This window comes from Niabella sp., from assembly GCF_030150205.1.
Lineage (GTDB): Bacteria > Bacteroidota > Bacteroidia > Chitinophagales > Chitinophagaceae > Niabella.
The window spans coordinates 195,166-216,687 of record NZ_JASLGT010000011.1; the positions used below are offsets into that span (position 1 = coordinate 195,166).

Sequence of the window (21,522 nt, forward strand, 5' to 3'; positions counted from 1 at the left end):
TGAAAAACATACCGGCATCCGTTACTGTCTTTACTAAAAAAGCCGCCCGTTAAGGCGGCTCAGAAGCAAATAGGTCTATAGTTATTCGTTGTCTTTTAATCCTTCCAATTTTTGTTCCGCCTTGTCTGCCAGATGTTCGGCGCCTTCTTTTGCTTCGTCCAGTTTTTCTTTAACAAATGTTTCGGCTTCGGCTACCTTTTCCTGCGCTTTTTCAGCACCAGGATGATCCTCTTTGCCACGGACTTCGTCTATTTTTTCACTGATCGATTCTTTGATTTCCCCGACCTTGTCTTTGGTGGCATCCCATGCATCTTCCAGCGTATCCTTTGTTTTATCCCATGCTTCGCCCGCTTTTTCCTTCAGGTCAGACAGGGTTTCCTTGGCTTTGTCGAAAAACGACGCTTTGTTTTCTTCCATAATCGTTGTTTTAAAAGTGATGAATAAAGTAACCGCCGCTCTTTAGATGCGAATCCCGTGCCAATTCCTTCGGAATTTGAAAATGTGGAAATGTGAAAATGGGGATGCCGTTACAGCTCCATGAACCTCTTTTGATCGATATTCCGTAGACATTAGACATCTTGTATCGAATATCCAGCATCCGGTATCCAGCGTCTTATATTAAGCATAAAAACGGATCTGACGTGGAACCTAAACCTGGAACGTTCAGCTCTTGTAAACGGAATCGTTTTGCATATCTGAAAAATCCCAGAGTCTCCCCAGTCTGCATGTCCCCCAAAAGGCAACAGTGAATAAGCTTTTAGCAATCAGTTTTCAGTTGATCATTAAGAGCCAACAGGATTTATCAACCATGAGGAAATTTGATAATTTGAAAATTTGGGAATGCGGAAATGGGATTGCCCGTCAGATATAAAACGGATCTAACTTGGAACATTGAACCTTAAACTTTAAACCTGCCCCTACGGAATCCGGAACCGCATACCGGCGTATACCATCCGCCCCGTAACCGGTCCCCATATCAGGGAGCCATCGAAGTAGGGACTGAACGGGGTTGCCGCATCAATGATCCGGTATTCCTGTACATAATTGGTAAGGTTTTCTCCCCCAACATACACTGCCCATTGTTTGCTAAACTGTTTGCTTACCTGTGCCGCTACCTGGAAGAACGAAGGCGACCATGCATCCATTTGCTTACCGGCAGGGTTGGAGGCTGTATTGGGGATCCGTTTCCGGCTGAGCCATTGCGTGGTATAGTCAAACTTCCATTTGTTGCGGGTTTCGTAGGCCAGGTTGATAAAGGCCCGGTGTTTTGCCGTAAAAGGTTTATCCAGCAGGCCCTGGCGGTATTGTGTTTGTACCTCCAGCCAACGGTAGGCCATACGCAGCTCCAGTTTGCGCAGCAGCTCATAATTAAGCTCGGCCTGCACACTGCTGGATACCGATTTGCCATTTAGATTATAGAACTGGATGGCCTGGGGATGCGCATCCAGGTCGGCCACCGTTTGGTTCCGGAAACGGGTTTGATAAGCGTCCAGGGCAATGGATCCTTTACGGTTACCCAGGTTGAACTGGTGTATAAAATTCAAACCATAGTTCCAGGCCTTTTCCGGATCTAGCCCATAGCCATAGGTAGAGGTGGGGTTCAGGATCTCATATTGCCGGGCACTGACAAAAACACCCACGTTCTCTGCAAAAATATTGCTGACACGGAAACCGGATCCGCCGGATAACCGCAGGTTGGTTTTGGGCGTGAAGTCATACTTTACATGCAGCCGGGGAGTGGTAATAAAACCGTATTGATTGTGATGATCGAGCCGTAACCCGGCGATGGCCGTAAGTTTGTCCGAAGCGGTATAGGTATACTCAAAAAAGGCACCCGGAACGATCTCGTTGCGTTTGAACGTTCGTTGGTTGAGCTGCTCGTTATAGTTTTCATTAGAAAAGCTGAAGCCTGTCCGGAATTTGTGATCGGTGGTGCCGATGATAGACTGGTAGATAAAATTTCCATACAGGTTTTTCTGCCTGCCGTCGTATTCCGTTAGCCCGTAATACGCATTGTTGGTATACTGCATCGCAGAAAGAATCAGTCCCAGGCTCTTGTATTTATGTTGCGGGAAAACATAACCCAGTTTCCCGGTAAACCCATATTGCTGCGCATTGATTCCCACACCGTAGTGGTTCGTGGTATACCGGTCCTGGTTGGGGTCAAAGTCCATTTGTCCTGCATAACGGCGGTCATTCATGGCCTTTAACGCCAGTTGAACGATCCAGCCATTGTTATCCATATATTTCCAGCGGTTCAACACATTCCACTGCGACCCGGTGGGCAGATCCCTGAACCCATCCATATTGTGATCGATCTTTTTATTGCTGTAGTTGCCATGGGTCAGTAAGGCTGTGCTCCATTTATCGTTGAGCTTTTGAGCCGTATTGATATTGGCTTCCAGGCGCCCCATACTGTTAACATAGGTGTTTACAAACAACTGTTCTGAATTGTCCGGCTTTTTCTCCTCTACATTGATCTGTCCTGCAATGCTCTCATAACCGTTTACCACGGAACCGGTTCCTTTGGTCAGCTGAATGCCTTCGATCCAGGGGCCGGGAATATAGGTGAGTCCGTAATGTGCGGTAAGGCCCCTGATCTCCGGGGTATTTTCTGTAAGCAATTGGGTGTAGTTTCCCGATAGGCCCAGTAACTGGATCTGTTTTACACCTGTAACGGCATCGCTGTAGCTTACATCCACCGAAGGACTGGTTTCAAAGCTCTCCGAAAGATTGCAGCAGGCAGCTTTGGTGAGCTCCTTTGCACCCATATTCAGCGTATTCAGAATGCTCATGGTAGATACAAAAGTGGAAGGATTTTTAGAACTGACGATCACCTCTTTCAAATCACCGGTGGAGGAGTTCTTAAGAATAATGGTAAGCATTTCCGGTTTCTTTACACTGATGGTATCCGATTGAAAGCCTACATAACTGATGGCGATATGGGTAGGCAGATCGCTCTCCAGGCGGAAAACGCCGGTGCTGTCTGTAACGAAATACTGGTTCGAATGCAGGCTTTTCACTGTGGCATTGGCGATGGGATTGATCTTTCCTTTGGCGGTTTCTTCCAATACAACCCCGGTAATGAGCTGCTTTTCTTTTGGAGCTGCGGAATCAGCATCCCTTTGATAATGGCAGCAGGCCGGCAATGCCTGGTAAACGGCGTCGGAAGCTTTGAAGCGTTCATTATCATGACCCGCTTCTGCCAGTGCTTTCAGGATCTTTTCATCACTGGTTTTGGCTGGATCATAGCTAACCGTAAGCAACTGAGAAATAGCGTCCCATTTTGCGCTTTTGGCTTTGTGATCAAGTACGGCGGTTTCGATGCGCTCTTTACACATTTCGCAGGCGCCCAGCACTTTAAAGGTTTCGGTCTTTATATTTTTTTGAGAAAACCCAACGGTTGAGATCAGTAAAAATAAAATTACAAGGTATCGATGGTTCATGGATTTGTTTTTTAGAAAAGTGGAACAACAACAACAGGGCATGACCGGTAGTCATATCAACCTGCAAACAACAATGTTGGTGGTTCTAAATTCTAAAAACGCTAAACAGCACGGAGCGATTTTCCGGCTGCGGTTCTGGAGGATCGGCAGGAGGGCGAATCAAAAAAGCGGCGAAAGGCGGCTCCGGTACACTGCCAAACAGGGCAGGAGGGGTAACGAAAAATGCGCCGGGTTGTGCCAGTACAAAAACGGGTGCCCCACTTGTTTTTTGATCTACAGAGACCTTTGTATCGACGGTTTTGTTTTCACAGCAGTTTTTCCCCTTTTGTACCGGGCAGTCTTTTGTTTCCGGAATATGAGACGTTAAGGAAACCGATTTTAATTTGCCACAGCAATAAAATAGATTAAGACTGACCCCAAAGGAGGCCAGGCTGTAGAAAACAAATACAAGTAATATGGTCAGTTTCCGTAACACGATGGTTGTCAACGTTACCTTTCAACAAAAGGAGTTGTCAAAAGTTCAAAGATACGGGCATTTTTTATGCTGATATTGGGTGCTGATCAAAATTTCCCGCAAATCTGCTTTGGTATCATCCGGACGATCAGCGTATCAAATCTGCGCCCATCTGCGGACAAACAGGCTCCATTGATCAGGATACCCGATCCTTATCCAATGCCAGTAATTTATGATGAATATCCATTGCCTGCATTATCAGCGATATCGTTTCACCGTTGTCAATCACAAAATGACAGCGGCGCATTTTTTCAGCATCGTCCATTTGTTGTTGCATCCGTTCCCGCACCTGCGCTTCTGTAATGGAGCTGCGTTCCATGGTACGTCGGATCCGCAATGCTTCCGGGGCCGTTACCCCGATCATATAATCGACATACCGGTCGCTGCCGCTTTCAAAAAATATAGCGGCCTCTTTAATTGCATAAGGAGCCGTTTGATTTGCAAACCAATCCTGACTGTCGCGGATGGTAACAGGATGTACGATCTGGTTCAGTTGCTTTAATTTTTCCGGATCGCCAAATACCCTTGAAGCCAGCAGGGCTCGATCGAGCTGCTGCGCTTTATACGTATCTTCCCCAAACAACCGCATGATCTGTTCCCGGATCTCCGCACTGGTATTCATCAGTCTTTTTGCGGCTGCATCAGCGTCGTATACCGGTATACCCAGCGTATGAAATATAGACGCCACCAGTGTTTTACCGCTCCCGATTCCTCCTGTGATACCTACTTTAAGCATGAAGTTTGTTTTTTCTAATTTGCCACTGAAACTCAGAAACACAGATCTTTTTATATCCTGCCGGACACCTGTATTCGTCAACCTCAAACAGTCTTAAAAAACTTCAGTGTCTCAGTGCCTCTGTGGCTGTAAAACAGGATAATAAAAAACACGGCAAAAATACTTCTTTGCCGTGTTTCGATTTTAATTATGTGATTGGCTGAAAGCTAAAGGCCGTCAGCTGACCGCTACTTCGCAGGAGGAGTGGTGCCTTTATTCAGCTGGCTTGTCCAGTCCATGCTGATCGCCGACTTCTCGATCTTGATATAGTTACCAGGACTAACTTCAATACTCAGGGTTCCGTCTTCGTTTACCTGGTTGATTTTACCATGGATACCGGCAATGGTTACAATTTTGTCACCTTTCTGAAGATCCTCGATGAATTTTTTCTGATTCTTTGCTCGTTTTGCCTGCGGACGGATAAAAAACAGCCAGAAAACGATGATCATTCCAAACATGAAGATCATGGTAGTCATCGATCCGAAAGGGCCAGGCGAACCTTGCGCCTGCAATAATACATTTGTCATTCTATTTACGCTTTGATTATTTAACTACTTCTACTTTAAAATTTAAAACGGTTTCAGTAAAGGGTTTCATATTGGCGCGTACCACCATATTCTTGTTGTGAGAACCTTCTGCCTGTCCTTCACTGTTGAACTTGGCCACCACTTTTCCTTCCTCACCAGGCATAATGGGCTTTTCCGGCTTTTCACCTACTGTACATCCGCAACCAGGGCTTACCGAGGCAATAACCAGCGGCTTGTCACCGGTATTTTTGATGGTGAACGGAATTTCAACAATCTGTCCTTTCTTTACCTTGCCGATATCTTTAAAGGTAGAATCTACCCAAACCGCCGTTGTAAAGTTTGCAGAATCGGTGAGCGCTGTTGCTTTCTCTGCTGCAGTAATACTGTCGCCGGAAGCGGTGCCACCTTTTCCGGATGAATTCTTACACGCAATAAGTGTTGCCGCTGCAACAATAATGAGTAACCCCTTTTTCATCAGTTTAATTTTTTTTGTTTATTGGCCTCCCCGGATTTCCGGGGGTATGCTGCAAAATGACCAGCGTATATTGGCAAAATCATTCCGCTTGCTTTATTAATACCGTTTTTGAGAATGCAAACTTAGTCCAAAATCAGCAGGGACCCGAACATTTTTTCTTTTCTTAAACTTTCTCTCAACCGTTACTGATGTAAGAACGCATAAAGCCGGATGAACCCTGGTTAAAAAGTCCTCAGGCTTTTTTATAGTCTGTTTTCTTTAACCGTCCTTCCTGTACCAACTCCTTGTGAATATTGTCCAGGATACCGTTCACAAAATGTCCGCTTTGGGCGGTGCTGTATTCTTTGGCAAGATCGATATACTCGTTGATGGTCACTTTAGGAGGAATGGTTTCAAAATACAGGAATTCTGCTACCCCCATTTTCATAATCACCATGTCCAGCAGGGCAATCCGCTCCGGATCCCAGTTCTTCAGTTTGGGGGTGATAAATTCCAGCAGGTAGTCGTTTTTATCAAGAACCGTTGTAAGCAGGTTCTGTGCAAAACGGGCTTTGTCCGCACTGATCATTTCCTGGAATTTAACGGATCCCGGTTTGTGCAGGTAGGTTTGCAGCAATTGCACCACCATTTCCCCGTCATCACTCCAGTTGGAAAACAGTTCTTCAATATGCCCTACAAACTCCTCATTACCTAACATATAGTCGTTCAGGATAAATTCGAAGATCTTCCGGTCTTCTGCTTTGTCCTGCTGGCTTACGGAAATATATTGCTGATATTCAGGTGTTTTTGTAAGTTGGTTGTATATTTTCTTAACCAGTTCCTCATCAATATTACTTTCGTTTTTATCCTTTTTAAACTGCTCTTCGAGCTGCTTATCTTCCAGGATCTGCCAAAGCAGGCTGCTGCCCGCAAGCTTGGTATTTACATTCAGGTCGTTTGCCGAAGGAATGTATTTGCTGGCACGCTTATGTGCATCTTTTTCAGCATACCGGGCGATTTGCGTTAAAAAATAGATCAGGTAAACAAACAGGCTGCGGGTTTGATTAAAATGCTGGTCTAAAACTCTGGAAGGACTGGGAACTTTACTGTTTTGTTCGGTTTCCGTGCTGCATGCGTAGAGGGTCTGCATCACTTTAACCCTGATATTTCTTCTGCTAATCATTGATTGAATGAACTCTTTTGCGGCTGCAAAGATAGTTGATTTGTACCTAATTAAAGAAAAAACCAGGGAAAATGCGGGGATCATACTTAAATAAATGGTCATTTCTCCGGTAACCGGCTGCAGATCACGAACCAAAGATCTTATGGATACCAGCAAAAACCATCCAACAGGGAAGGTCACCATCCTTTTTCTATAAGGACATTCAGATATTATATTACCAATGATTCAAAAGCCTTATCGGTTGCAGGCAAAAGTGCAATTTTGACAGGAATGGATTAATCAGGGGAGCGATTTTCCCCGGGAATGGGGTTTAAACTGAAAAAATTTCACTTTACAGTGGGATGGCATACTATTTATGCTACTTTAGCAGCCCAAAAATTACATTTTGGCACTTTAAATTAAAATTTAAAAAAACAATACGATTATGGCTAAAAAAACAACTGTTACCCCTTTGCACGACCGGGTAATTGTAAAACCAGCAGCAGCAGAAGAAAAAACAGCAGGCGGTATTATCATTCCTGATACTGCTAAAGAAAAACCCCAGCGTGGTACTGTAGTAGCAGCGGGTCCTGGCAAAAAAGATGAACCTGTAACAGTAAAACCCGGTGACACCGTATTATACGGAAAATATGCCGGTACAGAGATCCAGATCGGCGGCGAAGATCTTTTAATTATGAGAGAAAGCGATATCCTGGCGATTGTTTAATTAATTAATGTGTAAATGTGCTGATGTGAAAATTTGAAAATTAGCACATCAGTTAATCAGATCCTTTAATAAAACCGGAATGGTGATTTAAACGCATTTTCACATTCCCACATTTCCAAATTTTCAAACTAAGTAAAAAATGGCAAAACAACTTTTCTTCAATATTGAAGCAAGAAATAAAATGAAAAAAGGCGTTGACTCTTTAGCCAACGCAGTAAAAGTTACATTAGGACCTAAAGGACGTAATGTAGTAATTGAGAAAAAATTTGGTGCACCTGCAATCACTAAAGATGGTGTTACCGTAGCAAAAGAAATTGAGCTGGAAGATGTGGTAGAGAACATGGGCGCTCAAATGGTGAAAGAAGTAGCTTCCAAAACCGCTGATATCGCGGGTGATGGTACCACTACGGCTACTGTTTTAGCACAGGCGATCATTGGCGAAGGGCTGCGTATGGTAGCTGCCGGTGCCAACCCGATGGACCTGAAGCGTGGTATTGACAAGGCGGTTTCCCTGGTGGTAGCCAGCCTGAAAGCACAAAGCCAGACAGTTGGTAACGACAGCAAAAAGATCAAACAGGTAGCTACCATTTCTGCGAATAACGACGAGCAGATCGGTGACCTGATTGCTCAGGCGTTTGGCAAAGTTGGTAAAGAAGGGGTGATCACCGTTGAAGAAGCAAAAGGTACCGATACTACCGTTGACGTAGTAGAAGGTATGCAGTTTGACCGTGGTTATATCTCTCCTTATTTCGTTACCAACAGCGAAAAAATGGAAGCTGAATTACAGAATCCTTATGTACTGATCTATGACAAGAAGATCAGCACTATGAAAGATATCCTGGGTATCCTGGAAAAAGTGGCACAAAGCGGTCGTCCGCTGGTGATCATTGCAGAAGACCTGGAAGGTGAAGCACTGGCTACCCTGGTAGTAAACAAACTGCGTGGAACCCTGAAAGTAGCTGCTGTTAAAGCTCCGGGCTTTGGCGACAGAAGAAAAGAAATGCTGACCGATATCGCGATCTTAACCGGTGGTACCGTGATCTCTGAAGATCTGGGTCATAAACTGGAAGGCGCAGACCTGGCAGCCCTGGGACAGGCTTCTTCGATTACCATTGATAAAGACAACACGATTGTTGTTGGTGGTAAAGGTAAAAAAGCGGAGATCACTGGTCGCGTAAACCAGATCAAAGCACAGATTGAAAATACAACTTCCGACTACGATCGTGAAAAATTACAGGAGCGCCTGGCTAAATTAAGCGGTGGTGTGGCTGTATTGTATGTAGGTGCTGCTACAGAAGTAGAAATGAAAGAAAAGAAAGACCGTGTAGATGATGCCTTACATGCAACAAGAGCAGCGGTTGAAGAAGGTATCGTTCCTGGTGGTGGTGTGGCGTATATCCGTGCCATCGACAGCCTGGACGTAAAAGTAAAAGGCCAGATCGAAGACGAAGCTACCGGTATGGCTATCGTAAAACGTGCACTGGAAGCTCCGGTACGTACCCTTACTGACAACGCGGGTATCGACGGTTCAATCGTTGTACAGAAGATCAAAGAAGGTAAAGCCGACTTTGGTTTCAACGCCAGAACAGAAAACTACGAAAACCTGTTTAAAGCAGGCGTTATCGATCCTACAAAAGTAAGCCGTGTTGCATTGGAAAATGCTGCTTCTATTGCAGGTATGTTACTGACAACTGAGTGTGTGATCGCAGATAAACCCGAACCTAAAGCTGCGGCTCCTGCAATGCCAGGTGGCCCGGATATGGGTGGCATGGGCTACTAATTACATGCTTAAAGCATACAGGAACCGCCCCGGATTTCCGGGGCGGTTTTATTTTTGCAATATATCATCATTTAAAAATTGCTATTTATGAACCACGAAATCATCCGGCCGTTAACCGACGCCTTTCTTGATGTTTTTATCAATATGAAACGGGATTTCTTTGCCATTGACGGATACCCGTTTGATGAAACATTAATGCGGGAAAACACCGGCTATTTTCTGGCGCATCCGGAAGCAGGGGCGGTCTTTATGATCTTTGATGAAACCGGAGCCCCGATCGGCTTCCTGATCCTGGCCTTTATGTTCAGCTTTGAATTTGGCGGCCGCATCACTTTTTTAGATGAACTGTACCTGGGCGATAAGGCCCGCGGAAAAGGGTATGGCAAATACGCGGTGAACTTTGTAAAGGAATATGCGGCCAATAATAACCTGAAAGCCATTTTCCTGGAAGTGGAGCATCATAATGAACGGGCCCGTGGGTTGTATGAAGCCAGCGGATTTAAGGATCATCACCGGCGTTTGATGATCTGCCGGCCTGAATAACATGGAATACCCGTTAAACAGGAGCGATTCCCCAACTTTTAAACAGCCAAACTTCGCCACCTGTCAACTTTGCGTTACCTTTGCACCACTTTTTGAAAACAGATAAATAAAGATTGGCTCATGATAAGTGTTAAAGATCTGAAACTTGCTTACGGTAAGCGGGTATTGTTTGAAGATGTGAACGTAAACTTCACAAAAGGGAACTGCTATGGCGTTATTGGAGCCAATGGTGCGGGAAAATCGACCTTTCTGAAGATTTTAAGCGGGGAGATCGAAGCAAATAAAGGAACGATATCCATTACTCCGGGTGAGCGCATGGCGGTTTTAAAGCAAAACCAGTTTGAATTTGACAATCAAACGGTACTGAATACCGTGCTGATGGGGCATAAAAAAATGTGGGACACCATGTTGCGGCGTGATGCGATCTATGCCAACCCAGATGCCACGGAAGACGATTACATGAAGGCGTCCGAGCTGGAAGCTGAATATGGGGAAATGGGCGGCTATGAATCGGAGAGTGATGCCGCGGCTTTTTTAAATGGATTGGGTGTAAAAGATGAGCAGCACCAGATGCTGATGAAGGATATTCCTTCCAATATGAAAGTGCGGGTATTACTGGCACAAGCCCTGTTTGGTAATCCGGATATCTTATTGCTGGATGAGCCTACCAACGGTCTGGACATTGAAACGATCGGCTGGCTGGAAAATTTCCTGGCCGATTATGAAAATATTGTACTGGTGGTGAGCCACGACCGTCACTTCCTCGATGCGGTTTGTACCCACGTGGCCGATGTTGACCGCCAGAAGATCAAAGTATTTACCGGTAACTATTCCTTCTGGTACGAAAGCTCGCAATTAATGGCACGCCAGATCAGCGATAAGAATAAGAAACTGGAAGAAAAGAAAAAGGAGTTACTGGACTTTATTGCCCGTTTTAGCGCCAATGCCTCAAAAAGTAAACAGGCTACCAGCCGTAAAAAAGCATTGGAGAAACTGGACTTCCAGGAAATTGAGCCCAGCTACCGCAAATACCCAGGCATCATTTTCCAGCCCCTGCGGGAAGTAGGAAACCAGATCTTAAATGTTGAAAAACTAAAATCAGCAACGGAAGACCGGGTACTTTTTGACCAGGTAACATTCAGTGTAAATAAAGGCGATAAGATCGCATTTATTTCAAAAGATCCCCTGGCGGTAACCCAGTTTTTTGAAATCATCAATGGGGATGCAAAAGCAGATTCCGGCAGTTTTGAATGGGGTACCACCGTTACCCAGGCATACCTGCCCATCGAGAACAGCAAGTTCTTCCAGTCTGACCTGAATTTGATGGACTGGCTGCGTCAGTTTGTTCCGCCACATGTTACAGACGTGGACGAGCCCTTCCTCCGCGGATTCCTGGGCAAGATGCTGTTTAGCGGGGAAGAAGTACTGAAGAAAACCAATGTATTAAGCGGGGGAGAAAAAGTACGTTGCATGGTCAGCAAAATGATGCTGCAAAATCCCAACGTGGTGGTCCTGGATCAGCCGACCAACCACCTGGACCTGGAAAGTATCCAGAGCTTCAACGAACAGTGTACGGTTTATAACGGCATTGTGCTGCTGACCAGTCATGACCATACTTTTATGCAAACCGTAGCCAACCGGATCATCGAATTAACACCTAAAGGCATTATCGACCGGTTGAGCACCTTTGACGAATACCTGGAAGATGACCGGGTAAAGGCATTGCGTGAAGAAATGTACGCGTAAGCGGTTAAAACGAATGGATCAAAACGGAGCCTGGCTCCGTTTTTTGTTTTAGTACCACCACTCATAAAAAAAAAGATCTTAATTGCTTTAACAACGTTTTCTTTGCGGGAATTTAAATATTGCTTTAGCGGGATCCGCTGATAAACCACCGATAAATTTGAATAAAATGCGTAGAAAGTTTTTCCTGACTCTTGTGCTGTCTGTAACGGTTGCCGGCAGCAGCTGGTTACATGCCCAGGACGACCTGATCAAAAAGATCAGTACCAACCGCAGCGACAGTACAGGCTTCCGGTTTACGGATATTATTAACCTGGCCGTTACCCCCATCGAAAACCAGGGCTCCTCCGGCACCTGCTGGAGTTATTCCACCAATTCTTTTTTAGAATCGGAAATGATCAAAGCGGGTCGTAAACCCGTGCCACTGGCAAAGATCTATACGGCCCGCAGGTCTTATGAAGACAAGGCAGACAGCTATGTAAAAATGAATGGTGCTGTAAGCTGGGGCGATGGCGGCGAAGCACATGATGTGATCAATATGTACGCCAAATACGGCGCAGTGCCCGAAGAAGTATATACCGGTTTGCTGAACGGAGCTACTTCCAATAATTTCAGCGAAATGCAGGCGATCTTAAAAGCCATGCTGGATGCGGTAATTAAAAATCCGGCCGGTGTGCTTTCTCCACGCTGGAAGAAGGCCTTTTCTGCTACCCTGGATGCCTACCTGGGACCAGTACCGGCGATGTTTACCTACCAGAACAAAAGCTATACACCGCAGAGCTTTGCAAAAGAAGTAGTAGGGCTTGATCCCAATCAGTACATCGAGTTTATTTCCCAGAATAATACGCCCTACTGGCAAAAAGCTATGATGATGGTACCGGATAACTGGGCGTTTCAGTGGGATTACAATATTCCGCCCGCGGCAATTACAGATGTTATCGACAACGCGCTTAAAAACGGGTATACGGTAGCCTGGGGAACGGATGTTTCCGAACCCTATTTCAGCTGGCCCAACGGAGTTGCGTTTGTACCGCAGAACCCGATGTCTTATGTAAAGAATATTACTGCAGCTCAGAAAAAAGAACTGTTCGGCGGCCCAAAACCCGAACCGGAAATTACCGCGGAGCTGCGGCAGACCGGTATCGAAAACGGTCAAACAACAGATGACCATGGTATGCATATTGTGGGCCTGTCGAAAGACCAGGATGGTAAAGAATATTATATCGTAAAAAACTCCTGGGGAACCGGAAATGAATATAAAGGTTATTTGCATGTAACCAGGGCCTATGTACAGTTGAAAACAACCAGCATCCTCGTTAATAAAAAAGCGGTACCGGCCTCGGTGGCGTCAAAGATCACGATGTAGGAGTGTAACGGCAGCTGCAAACCCGGTTTCAACGGCGATCCCCGCCGGATCTGTTTGGAGATTTAAAAAGAGCCCGCACCTGGCCCCGGCCGGCTGCGGGCTCTTTTTATGCAAACGGTTGCTTACAAAAGCGGCCGGATGAATAAATATATGTCGTACATATTTATTAAATTGCAGGGTATGCTGCTCCGGTTCCTAAAAACAAGCTGCATCCCGGCAGTTATTACGCTGCCGGTTGATCCTGTAGATACAATTTATAAAAACGAACGTTATGCTTCATCGCCCGCCATTAGGATTGTCCGTCCTCATTGCCATAATCTTTTCGGCAACTACCGGTTGTGCTGCTCAGCAGCGCAGCACCGTCCAACAACCGAAGCCACCTTTTACGATCAGCGTAGTTGCCAGCAGCAGGGAAGTGGTGCTGCAGCAAACACTTCCCTGGGAGGAACAAATGATGGGATATTTCAAGGTACTGGAACCACGGCCCGGATACTGGCAGATGTGGTATTCCGGTTGGGATAACCGCCGCAAAGACGATTATTCCGGCTATCTTTTATATGCCGCTTCAAAAGATGGCCATACCTGGCGGAAACAGCTTCGGGGTGGTGCTAAAAATATTTTGATGGGCACCGGGCATCCACAGCAGGATGGGGTAGTAGAGCAGGATGTTTTTATGGTACAAGGCACGCCTTATCCATACAAAATGATTTACACCGCAAGAGATTCCGGAGACAGAAATAAGGAGAAGACATTTATCACCGAATCTGCAGATGGGATCCAATGGCGGCCTTCAAAAGTATTGTGGAACCGCAAACACGATTCCCAGTTTTCGGTTATACAAAAAGATAACCGCTTTTACATTTACCTGCGCTACTGGACCACCATAAATAAGGTACGCTACCGGACGATCGGCCGTGCCATTACTGATCGATACTGGAATACAATTGAAGAGCCGGTAACGGTTTTTGCCGCTGACCCCAATAGTGATTTTCCGCATTTATACAACCCCGCGGCCAGTAAGGTCAGTCCTGACCTGGACCTGTTTTTTCCTACTTATTTTAATGAAGCCACCAACCGCATTCGCATCGGCTTGTTGTATATGTACCGTAACCAGCCTTTTTCAACGGATATGGATCTGACGGAAGCGCTGCTGGAAAAAAGTAAAAATAACTGGGCAATTGTAAGTCCCGGCCTGATTCCGGCCGGTAAAAACACCTACTGGCTGTATTACTACGCCACTAATATGGTACATAGTGACTATGAAAAGACCGGCCGGCAATTTCGCTATTACCGCATCAAAATAAAGATCACCCGGTAAACAACGAGCCGTCTTTTCTACACGTTTTTTTGCCGTCCTTCCATTTTTTTTTATTTTCGGTAACGTAACCGGAAATTTTGACAGGACCATCCGCAAAATTGAATATCTTTAGGGGGCTTGGTGTATCAACGATTGTATAACAGCGATACCGCTGTTTATGGGCCGTTGTTGTACAGCTGAAATTCTTAAGTATATTTTAGATTAAACAAACAAAATGAGCAAACGATTTTCACGCCGTGATTTCCTCAAACAAAGTTCGGTAGCGGTTGCCGGTTATTCCGTTGGAGCAGCGGCATTAACACCCCATTTCAATAAAGAATACGTACGGGTAGGATTAATTGGCGTAGGCCAGCGGGGGCTGGGGCTTGCGGGTACACTTCAGAAAATAAAAACCGCGCAGCTGGTGGCCTGTTGTGATATTGATGACGCCCATTTACAATCCGGCATGAAACTGACAGCGCCTGGTGCCCGGTCCTATAAAGACTATAAGGCCCTGCTGGCAGATAAGCATGTGGAAGCCGTGATCATTGCCACGCCTTTGTACCTGCATCATCCGATGGCCATGGATGCCATCAGCGCCGGCAAACATGTATATGTAGAAAAGACCATGACCTATACCATTGATCAGGCTTTGTCGCTGGCGCGTATGATGAAGCAGCATCCCAAACAGGTGCTGCAGGTAGGACATCAATACCGTTATTACGAAATGTATGCAAAGATCAAAAAGCTGCTGGCGGAGGATATGATTGGCACCGTTACGCATTTTGAATCGCAGTACAACCGCAATAACGACTGGCGTCGCCCGGTGGAGGGGGGGCGCAGTGAGAAAGCGGTGAACTGGCGGATGTATAAAGAATATTCCGGCGGACTGCTTGCTGAACTGGCCGCTCACCAGATCGACCTGGTAAACTGGCTGGCCGGAGCCGCTCCGGAAACGGCGGTGGCGATGGGCGGCATCGATTTCTGGAAGGATGGCCGCACTACTTATGATAATATTCATGCGGTGTATGGATATCCCAACGGTGTGCGTTCGCAGGTGAGTTCGGTGCTCAGTAACGAATTTGTGGGATACCGAATGCTGATCTTTGGTTCTAAAGGCACGTTTGAACTGGGACGCGATACGGCCATGTTCTATACCGAGAACCGCGTACGTACCTATGCCACCGTAGATGGCGTAACCGGCGCTACCAAGGAAGCCCTTCAGCAGGGCAAAGGAATCTATGTATACAAAGACGAGAAAAAAATAGAGCCTACATTTTTTGCATTGAGCGGATTTGCCGATTCCATTATCAACGGAACACCGGTAGCCAGCAATGTACATACAGGGAAAGATGTTGCCATCGCCGTACATATGGGGAATACCGCGGCAGAAACCGGCCAGATACAGCGCTGGAAACCGGAGTATTCAGCCATATGACCGCATTCAAAACAAACGATAACATGCTTAAACAACAAACGATAGACCGGAAGCAATTTCTGCGTCTTTCTGCGCTGGCCGGTATCGGAATTGGTATCCGGAGCAGCGCATCCGCAATGCGGTACAAACCCTTCGCTGAAGGAAAAAAAATCGGAATTATAGGACTTGATACATCGCATGCCGTGGCTTTTGTAAAATCGCTGAACGGAGATAAACCCGATCCGGTATTTATGGGCTACCGGGTTGCGGCTGCTTATCCACAGGGCAGTAAAGATATTCCCAGCAGTGTGGAACGCATACCAGGCTATACGGCGGAAGTACAGAAATACGGGGTTGTTATTGCCACATCTATTGCTGACCTGCTTTCGAAAGTAGATGTGGTTTGCCTGGAAACCAATGATGGCCGGCTGCACCTGGAGCAGGCATTACCCGTGCTAAAAGCCGGTAAGCCACTTTTTATTGATAAACCCATAACGGCCTCCCTGAAAGATGCGGTTGCTATTTTTAAAGCAGCGGAACAGTATAAAGTACCGGTATTTTCCAGCTCCTCGCTCCGGTACATTAACGGTTTGAATGAAATTGTACGGGGCGATTATGGTAAGGTCATCGGGGCGCAAACCTATAGCCCGGCCCCGCTGGAAAAAACACACCCGGATCTGTTCTGGTATGGCATCCATGGAGTAGAGATCCTCTTTACTGCGATGGGACCAGGCTGCCAGTCGGTGATACGGATGCATACGCCGGAAACCGATGTGGTGGCGGGTATCTGGAACGACGGCCGTATCGGCAGCTTCCGCGGTACCCGGAGCGGCAAATCGGATTACGGAGGTACCATCTTCACGGAGAAACAAACCGTAACCCTGGGCAGCTTCAAAGGATACGATCCGTTGTTAAAAGAGATTATCCGCTTTTTTGAAACCGGTAAATCACCCGTGGCTCCAAAAGAAACCCTGGACATCCTGGCCTTTATGGAAGCGGCAGACGAAAGCAAAAAGAGGAACGGTCTTCCGGTAACACTGGAGTCCATTTATAAGAAAGCCAACTATAAAGCCTCAAACTAAACCGGCTATGGACAGTAAGATCAATCTTTCGCGTGCGTTTGGGTCATATAGCAGGCGCCGATTTCCCCGGTACTGCATTGATGAAGAACAAGCGGGTGGAAGCGGACGGGATTTTGACCGGAATATTTCCAGTGGCATGCTTGTTCTTTTGGGCAGCTTGTTTTATATCATATAGATCGCCCAATAACCCTGAAACGAACCCCGATCGGGCAGAAAGCCGTATCTTGCTGATCCGCATTTTAAAAGAGCTGATATGAAGCGACTTCTTGTTTTTATCATTTTTTTCGTGACGCTCCGGGCAGGCGCGCAAAACGATTATGACTGGCAAAAAGATATACCCTACTACCCGGCTTCGGTAAAACAGGATGCTTACCAGCAACGCCAATGCCGGCTGGATATCTATTATCCCAGGAATAAAAAAAATGCGGCAACCATTATCTGGTTTCACGGGGGCGGACTCAAAGCCGGTAAAAAGGAAATTCCTGAAGCCCTGATGAACAAAGGCTATATTATTATAGGGGTGGGCTACCGGTTTTCACCAATAGTAAAAGCTCCGCTATATATTGAAGATGCCGCGGCTGCCGTGGCCTGGGCCTTTCAGCATATTGAACAATATGGCGGCAACCGGTCCCGCATCGTTTTGTCCGGGCACTCCGCCGGTGGCTACCTGGATCTGATGCTGACCCTCGACAAAAAATACTTAAAAACATACAACATAGATGCCGACAGTATACTGGGCATTGTACCTTTTAGTCCGCAGTGCATTACACATTTCACCGTAAGGGAAGAACAGGGTATAACACCTCTGCAACCCAGGATCGATACATTGGCGCCGTTATATCATGTCCGGAAAGTCAAACCGGCCATCCTGCTGGTCACGGGCGACCAGGAGCAGGAGCTTTATGGACGCTATGAAGAAAATGCCTACCTGCTGCGCATGCTGAAACTGACGGGCAACACCGATGTAAAACTGTATGAGCTGCAGGGTTACGACCATGGCGGCATGGCACAACCGGCATTTCCGCTGCTGTTGCGGGAAACAAAACGGCTTTCAGGACAATAAAGGTTGTAAGACCGGCAACCGGTATTTCGGTTTAACGGCCGGAATTTGTACCTTGCATCTATTAATATGCAAGCGTTGCATACACTCTATACCATAGGCCATTCCACACATAGTTCGGAAGATTTCATCCATATGTTGCAATCCTTCAACATACGGATGCTGGCTGATATCCGGCGCTTTCCCGGTTCAAAGAAATTTCCCCGGTTCAATAGCGAAGAACTGGCTGCTGAGCTGAAAAGCAACGGTATTGGATATGTGCATCTGGAGGTATTAGGCGGAAGGAGGAACGTTCAGGAACATTCCCGAAACCACCGCTGGCGCAATGCCTCGTTCAGGGGATATGCCGATTATATGGAGACTCCGGAATTTACAAAAGGCATAAAACAACTGGAAGCACTTGCCGTAAAACAACCCACCGCCTGTATGTGTTCGGAAGCAGTATGGTGGCGTTGTCATCGCTCCCTGGTTGCCGACTACCTGAAAGCAAAGGGCTGGCAGGTCCTGCATATCATGGGTATTGGAAAGGCAGAAGAACATCCTTATACCTCACCGGCAAGGGTTGCGGGCGACCAGGTATTTTATTTTGATGCCGGTTTGTTTGATCAATAAGGCAGGCCGGGTGGATGGTAATCCTAAAGAGCCGGTGAAATATGCAAAGCAGGACGATCATACCCAAAGAGCAGCTCCGGACAGCTGCATACCGAAGGCCGCTGTTAACAGAACATTCCTTTAACCTCCTTGGGAAACGCCGTTTTTACCGCGGTTTAGGTGTCTCCGGAAATGATACCGGCTATGCATGCCGTTAATCATCATCCTCGTCTTTTTCCTGTCTGCCGGCCAGGTGGGCCGGGTATTGCTGATGGCCTTTGGCCGCAAACCAGAGGATCCGGTTGAGCACATCATCATTGCCACCGTCTATATGATCATATTCCTTACGCATCGATTGTTTGGCAAACTCCAGTGCCCGGCCTTTCAATGTGGTTAAAGGCACGTTCATTTCATCCAGGGGGATAAGGTTCGCCTTTGCCAGGAAAGGAGTGAGGGCAGGACTATTGCTAAAGCATTCGAACATCGGCCTTGCGGTAGCATCCATCAGGTTCATGGGCGGAATACCCAGTATCTGTTCAATGGAACGCACCATACTGGTTTGATTATAATTGACAGAAATGGTTTTGCCCGTGCGGCTGTACGGGCTTACCACAAAGCCGGTGGTGCGGTAGGCCGATACATGATCCCAGCCCGCCTGCGAATCATCTTCCGTCACAAACACAACCGTGTTCTTCCAGAACCGGCTTTTGCTCAGGGCCTCAATAATACGACCCAGCGCAAGATCGTTATCCGCGATCATGGCCCCGGGCGTGGGCATACCCGGCCGTGTACCAACGGTATGATCCGTTGATAATGCCATTACCATCAACTCGGGCAATGAATCCCCGGGCATGGCTTCATATGCGTTCAGTTCTTTTATAAAGGCATCGGCACGGTACTGGTCGGTGATCTTTAATTCGTCTGAGGCTGGATAATTGGGCGACAACCAGGGGCCCACCCTGGATATGGTGGTTACGTTTTTAAACTCCAGCGGTTCTCCGTTTTTATATTTGGTATAAATATCCGTCCAGGTTAATTTTTTGTCCATATCGGGCAGGGCCGCTTCACCATAAATGCGTACGCTTTTTCCATGGTCGGCGGCATTGTTCCAGATAAATCCCTTTTGGTTATAAACCATCGCATCCGTTTGTACATGCGGATAGCTGCGGAACCAGGCGCGTACATTCTTCTCAATATAATCCGTTACCATAGCAGCATCCGTCCACTGATGCCCTTCGGCAGAACATTTACCGGATGCATGGTAATTATCCAGCAATACATAATCCCTGGCCAGCTGGTGTTGATTGGGTGTTACGCTGTCGCCGTACAGGCAAAGATTCCTGGATCCGTTCCCTTTGGGCATGTCGCCCAACACCTGGTCATAGGTACGGTTCTCTTTAATCACATACAAAACATGTTTGAATACCGAAGGCTCACCAATGCGTTCCGGCATGGGCCGGGCGGGTACGCCTTTACGAGGGCTCAAACGCGACAATTCCGTACGGAACAATAGCATCAGTTTTTTAACATCAACTGTATAACGTTGTAGCTGTTGATTCTCCGGAACGGGTATAAAAGAAAGAGTAGCTTTTGCATAATGCGAATTATAAGCGGGTTTGGAATAGGCGGTGGCTTCCCTGCCCGGGTTGCTGAGTTCCTTACTGCTAATGCGGGGACCTTCGCCCTCCAGGTTGGTAACCACCAGCAGGTTGCCGATCACCCGTACACCACCGGGATACGCCTCCGTTGGAATAAACCCCTTTACAAATGACCGGCCGTTTCCTTTGGAACAGGCATCTGCTCCCAGTTGTACCACGGCCAGCGCATTGTCCATACCATTAGCCACATACAAAATGCGTCCATCGGGAGATATATCCAGCGCATTGGGCGAATCACCGATAAAACCGGTAGCCGCATCTATCTTTACAGATATCGTAGCAGCAACAGAAAGATCCGTCGTGCTGATCACCGAAACAGCGTCAGAGTTGCCATTGGCCACATAAACGAATTGCCCGTCCGGACTGGCCACCAGGTCATTCGGGTGCAGCCCCACAGCGATTTCTTTCGCCAGTGATCCACCAGTGGTAAAAACGGAAACAGATCCGCCCGAAGCTGCGCCAGTAGCAGGATCAATAAACATTTTCCCATACGGAACGCCAGCCGTTTCAGCAGCAGCACCGGACGCCGGCAGGGTTCCGCCCCAGTTGCTTACATAAACATGCCCATTTACAATGGTAATACCATAAGGTGCTACCCCGGTAGGCATCGTCCATACCCGCTGTTTATTGGTAAGATCGATCTTTTCAAGCGTATTATTTCCGTTTAGCACCACGTACAGGTAAGGAATACCGCCTTCGGTATGCACGGCCACTTCATTTGGCAGGGCCAGGGGAGCGGGGGCGATCGATGCAAAACCAATGGTATCCTTTATTTCGAGGCTCTTTCCGTTCCATACCGCTTCAAAAACAGCCGATCGCTTCTGCCCGCTTTGGGCTGCGCTCCAGAAAATGCGGGTGTCTTTGCCTCTTTGTATAACTTCTATACCCGAATAAGTGCTCATAAATCCTTTATAGATGGTGCCGGTATAGGTCCAGGATGCCAGCAGTTTTTTTTGCCGGTAATCGATCACAGAAATACCATAGCGGTCTTCCACGGCTACCAGCCAGGTGCCGGGGATCCGCTTCAGATCCAGGCTGTGGTTTTCCAGGTTAGGATCTCCATAGCGCAGTACCGATCCTGCCGGATGTATAATGCGGTTATAGGGCATCAATACGGGCAATTCATTGCGGGTAAGCGTGCTGTTATCATACGTTGCATGATAGGGATCTGCTGTGGTCTTTTTTGCAGGTGTGACTACCTGCGCCTGTAAGGGATGGATCGATAGGCCGGTGATGCCCAGCCATACCATCAGTAAAGGGGAAAAGAACCGTTTATTTAGTTGGGATAAATGCATAAATGAGCCTTTGTATAGAAATATGCTGCAAGGTAGAAAGAAAATAAAATGCGCTGGCATTAGCAGCGTTTTATTTCGATTAATT

At 46.9% G+C, this 21,522-nt stretch carries 17 protein-coding genes; 10 read left to right on the forward strand and 7 right to left on the reverse strand.

What is annotated here, in order from left to right; all coding sequences use genetic code 11:
- Positions 1-81: 81 nt before the first annotated feature.
- The 6 genes from Q1V85_RS11155 to nusB form a co-directional block, all read right to left on the reverse strand.
- Positions 82-417 (reverse strand): YtxH domain-containing protein, encoded by a 336-nt coding sequence (locus Q1V85_RS11155; RefSeq protein WP_300599902.1) that lies wholly within the window; start codon positions 415-417, stop codon positions 82-84.
- 500 nt (positions 418-917) lie between these two features.
- Positions 918-3,446 carry a TonB-dependent receptor gene (locus Q1V85_RS11160; protein ID WP_300599903.1) on the reverse strand — a complete coding sequence of 843 codons (2,529 nt, stop codon included), beginning with the start codon at positions 3,444-3,446 and terminating at the stop codon, positions 918-920.
- Between the two features lie 650 nt (positions 3,447-4,096).
- Positions 4,097-4,696, reverse strand: coding sequence for a dephospho-CoA kinase (coaE, locus tag Q1V85_RS11165; RefSeq protein ID WP_300599905.1), 600 nt, complete (start codon positions 4,694-4,696; stop codon positions 4,097-4,099).
- Between the two features lie 227 nt (positions 4,697-4,923).
- Positions 4,924-5,262 carry a preprotein translocase subunit YajC gene (gene yajC / locus Q1V85_RS11170; RefSeq protein WP_300599907.1) on the reverse strand — a complete coding sequence of 113 codons (339 nt, stop codon included), beginning with the start codon at positions 5,260-5,262 and terminating at the stop codon, positions 4,924-4,926.
- Between the two features lie 16 nt (positions 5,263-5,278).
- Positions 5,279-5,737 carry a DUF1573 domain-containing protein gene (locus Q1V85_RS11175; RefSeq protein ID WP_300599909.1) on the reverse strand — a complete coding sequence of 153 codons (459 nt, stop codon included), beginning with the start codon at positions 5,735-5,737 and terminating at the stop codon, positions 5,279-5,281.
- A gap of 232 nt (positions 5,738-5,969) precedes the next feature.
- Positions 5,970-6,899, reverse strand: coding sequence for a transcription antitermination factor NusB (gene nusB, locus Q1V85_RS11180; protein ID WP_300599910.1), 930 nt, complete (start codon positions 6,897-6,899; stop codon positions 5,970-5,972).
- 424 nt (positions 6,900-7,323) lie between these two features.
- Between nusB and Q1V85_RS11185 the strand changes: the two genes are divergently transcribed.
- The 10 genes from Q1V85_RS11185 (at position 7,324) to Q1V85_RS11230 (ending at position 18,505) form a co-directional block, all read left to right on the forward strand.
- Positions 7,324-7,605, forward strand: coding sequence for a co-chaperone GroES (locus Q1V85_RS11185; protein WP_018628109.1), 282 nt, complete (start codon positions 7,324-7,326; stop codon positions 7,603-7,605).
- A 139-nt stretch (positions 7,606-7,744) separates the two neighbouring features.
- Positions 7,745-9,385 carry a chaperonin GroEL gene (gene groL, locus Q1V85_RS11190; protein WP_300599914.1) on the forward strand — a complete coding sequence of 547 codons (1,641 nt, stop codon included), beginning with the start codon at positions 7,745-7,747 and terminating at the stop codon, positions 9,383-9,385.
- 87 nt (positions 9,386-9,472) lie between these two features.
- Positions 9,473-9,928, forward strand: a complete 456-nt coding sequence (locus Q1V85_RS11195; RefSeq protein ID WP_300599916.1) for a GNAT family N-acetyltransferase — start codon at positions 9,473-9,475, stop codon at positions 9,926-9,928.
- Between the two features lie 120 nt (positions 9,929-10,048).
- Positions 10,049-11,674 (forward strand): ATP-binding cassette domain-containing protein, encoded by a 1,626-nt coding sequence (locus Q1V85_RS11200; protein WP_300599917.1) that lies wholly within the window; start codon positions 10,049-10,051, stop codon positions 11,672-11,674.
- Between the two features lie 166 nt (positions 11,675-11,840).
- A complete protein-coding gene (locus tag Q1V85_RS11205) occupies positions 11,841-13,037 on the forward strand; it encodes a C1 family peptidase (RefSeq protein ID WP_300599919.1) in 1,197 nt (398 codons plus the stop codon).
- A 271-nt stretch (positions 13,038-13,308) separates the two neighbouring features.
- The gene (locus tag Q1V85_RS11210) at positions 13,309-14,355 is read left to right on the forward strand and encodes a hypothetical protein (protein WP_300599921.1); all 1,047 of its coding nucleotides are present in this window, start codon (positions 13,309-13,311) and stop codon (positions 14,353-14,355) included.
- 214 nt (positions 14,356-14,569) lie between these two features.
- The gene (locus Q1V85_RS11215; protein WP_300599923.1) at positions 14,570-15,772 is read left to right on the forward strand and encodes a Gfo/Idh/MocA family oxidoreductase; all 1,203 of its coding nucleotides are present in this window, start codon (positions 14,570-14,572) and stop codon (positions 15,770-15,772) included.
- Between the two features lie 23 nt (positions 15,773-15,795).
- Complete coding sequence (locus Q1V85_RS11220) at positions 15,796-16,833, forward strand: Gfo/Idh/MocA family oxidoreductase (protein ID WP_300599924.1); 1,038 nt, start codon at positions 15,796-15,798, stop codon at positions 16,831-16,833.
- A gap of 253 nt (positions 16,834-17,086) precedes the next feature.
- Entirely contained in the window at positions 17,087-17,896 is an 810-nt protein-coding gene (locus tag Q1V85_RS11225) for an alpha/beta hydrolase (protein ID WP_300599925.1), read from the forward strand.
- Positions 17,897-17,962: 66 nt separating this feature from the next.
- Positions 17,963-18,505, forward strand: a complete 543-nt coding sequence (locus Q1V85_RS11230) for a DUF488 family protein (protein WP_300599927.1) — start codon at positions 17,963-17,965, stop codon at positions 18,503-18,505.
- A 193-nt stretch (positions 18,506-18,698) separates the two neighbouring features.
- Here the strand turns inward: Q1V85_RS11230 and Q1V85_RS11235 are convergent, their stop codons facing one another.
- On the reverse strand, positions 18,699-21,437 hold the full coding sequence (locus Q1V85_RS11235; RefSeq protein ID WP_300599929.1) for a bifunctional YncE family protein/alkaline phosphatase family protein: 2,739 nt from the start codon (positions 21,435-21,437) through the stop codon (positions 18,699-18,701).
- Positions 21,438-21,522: the final 85 nt, after the last annotated feature.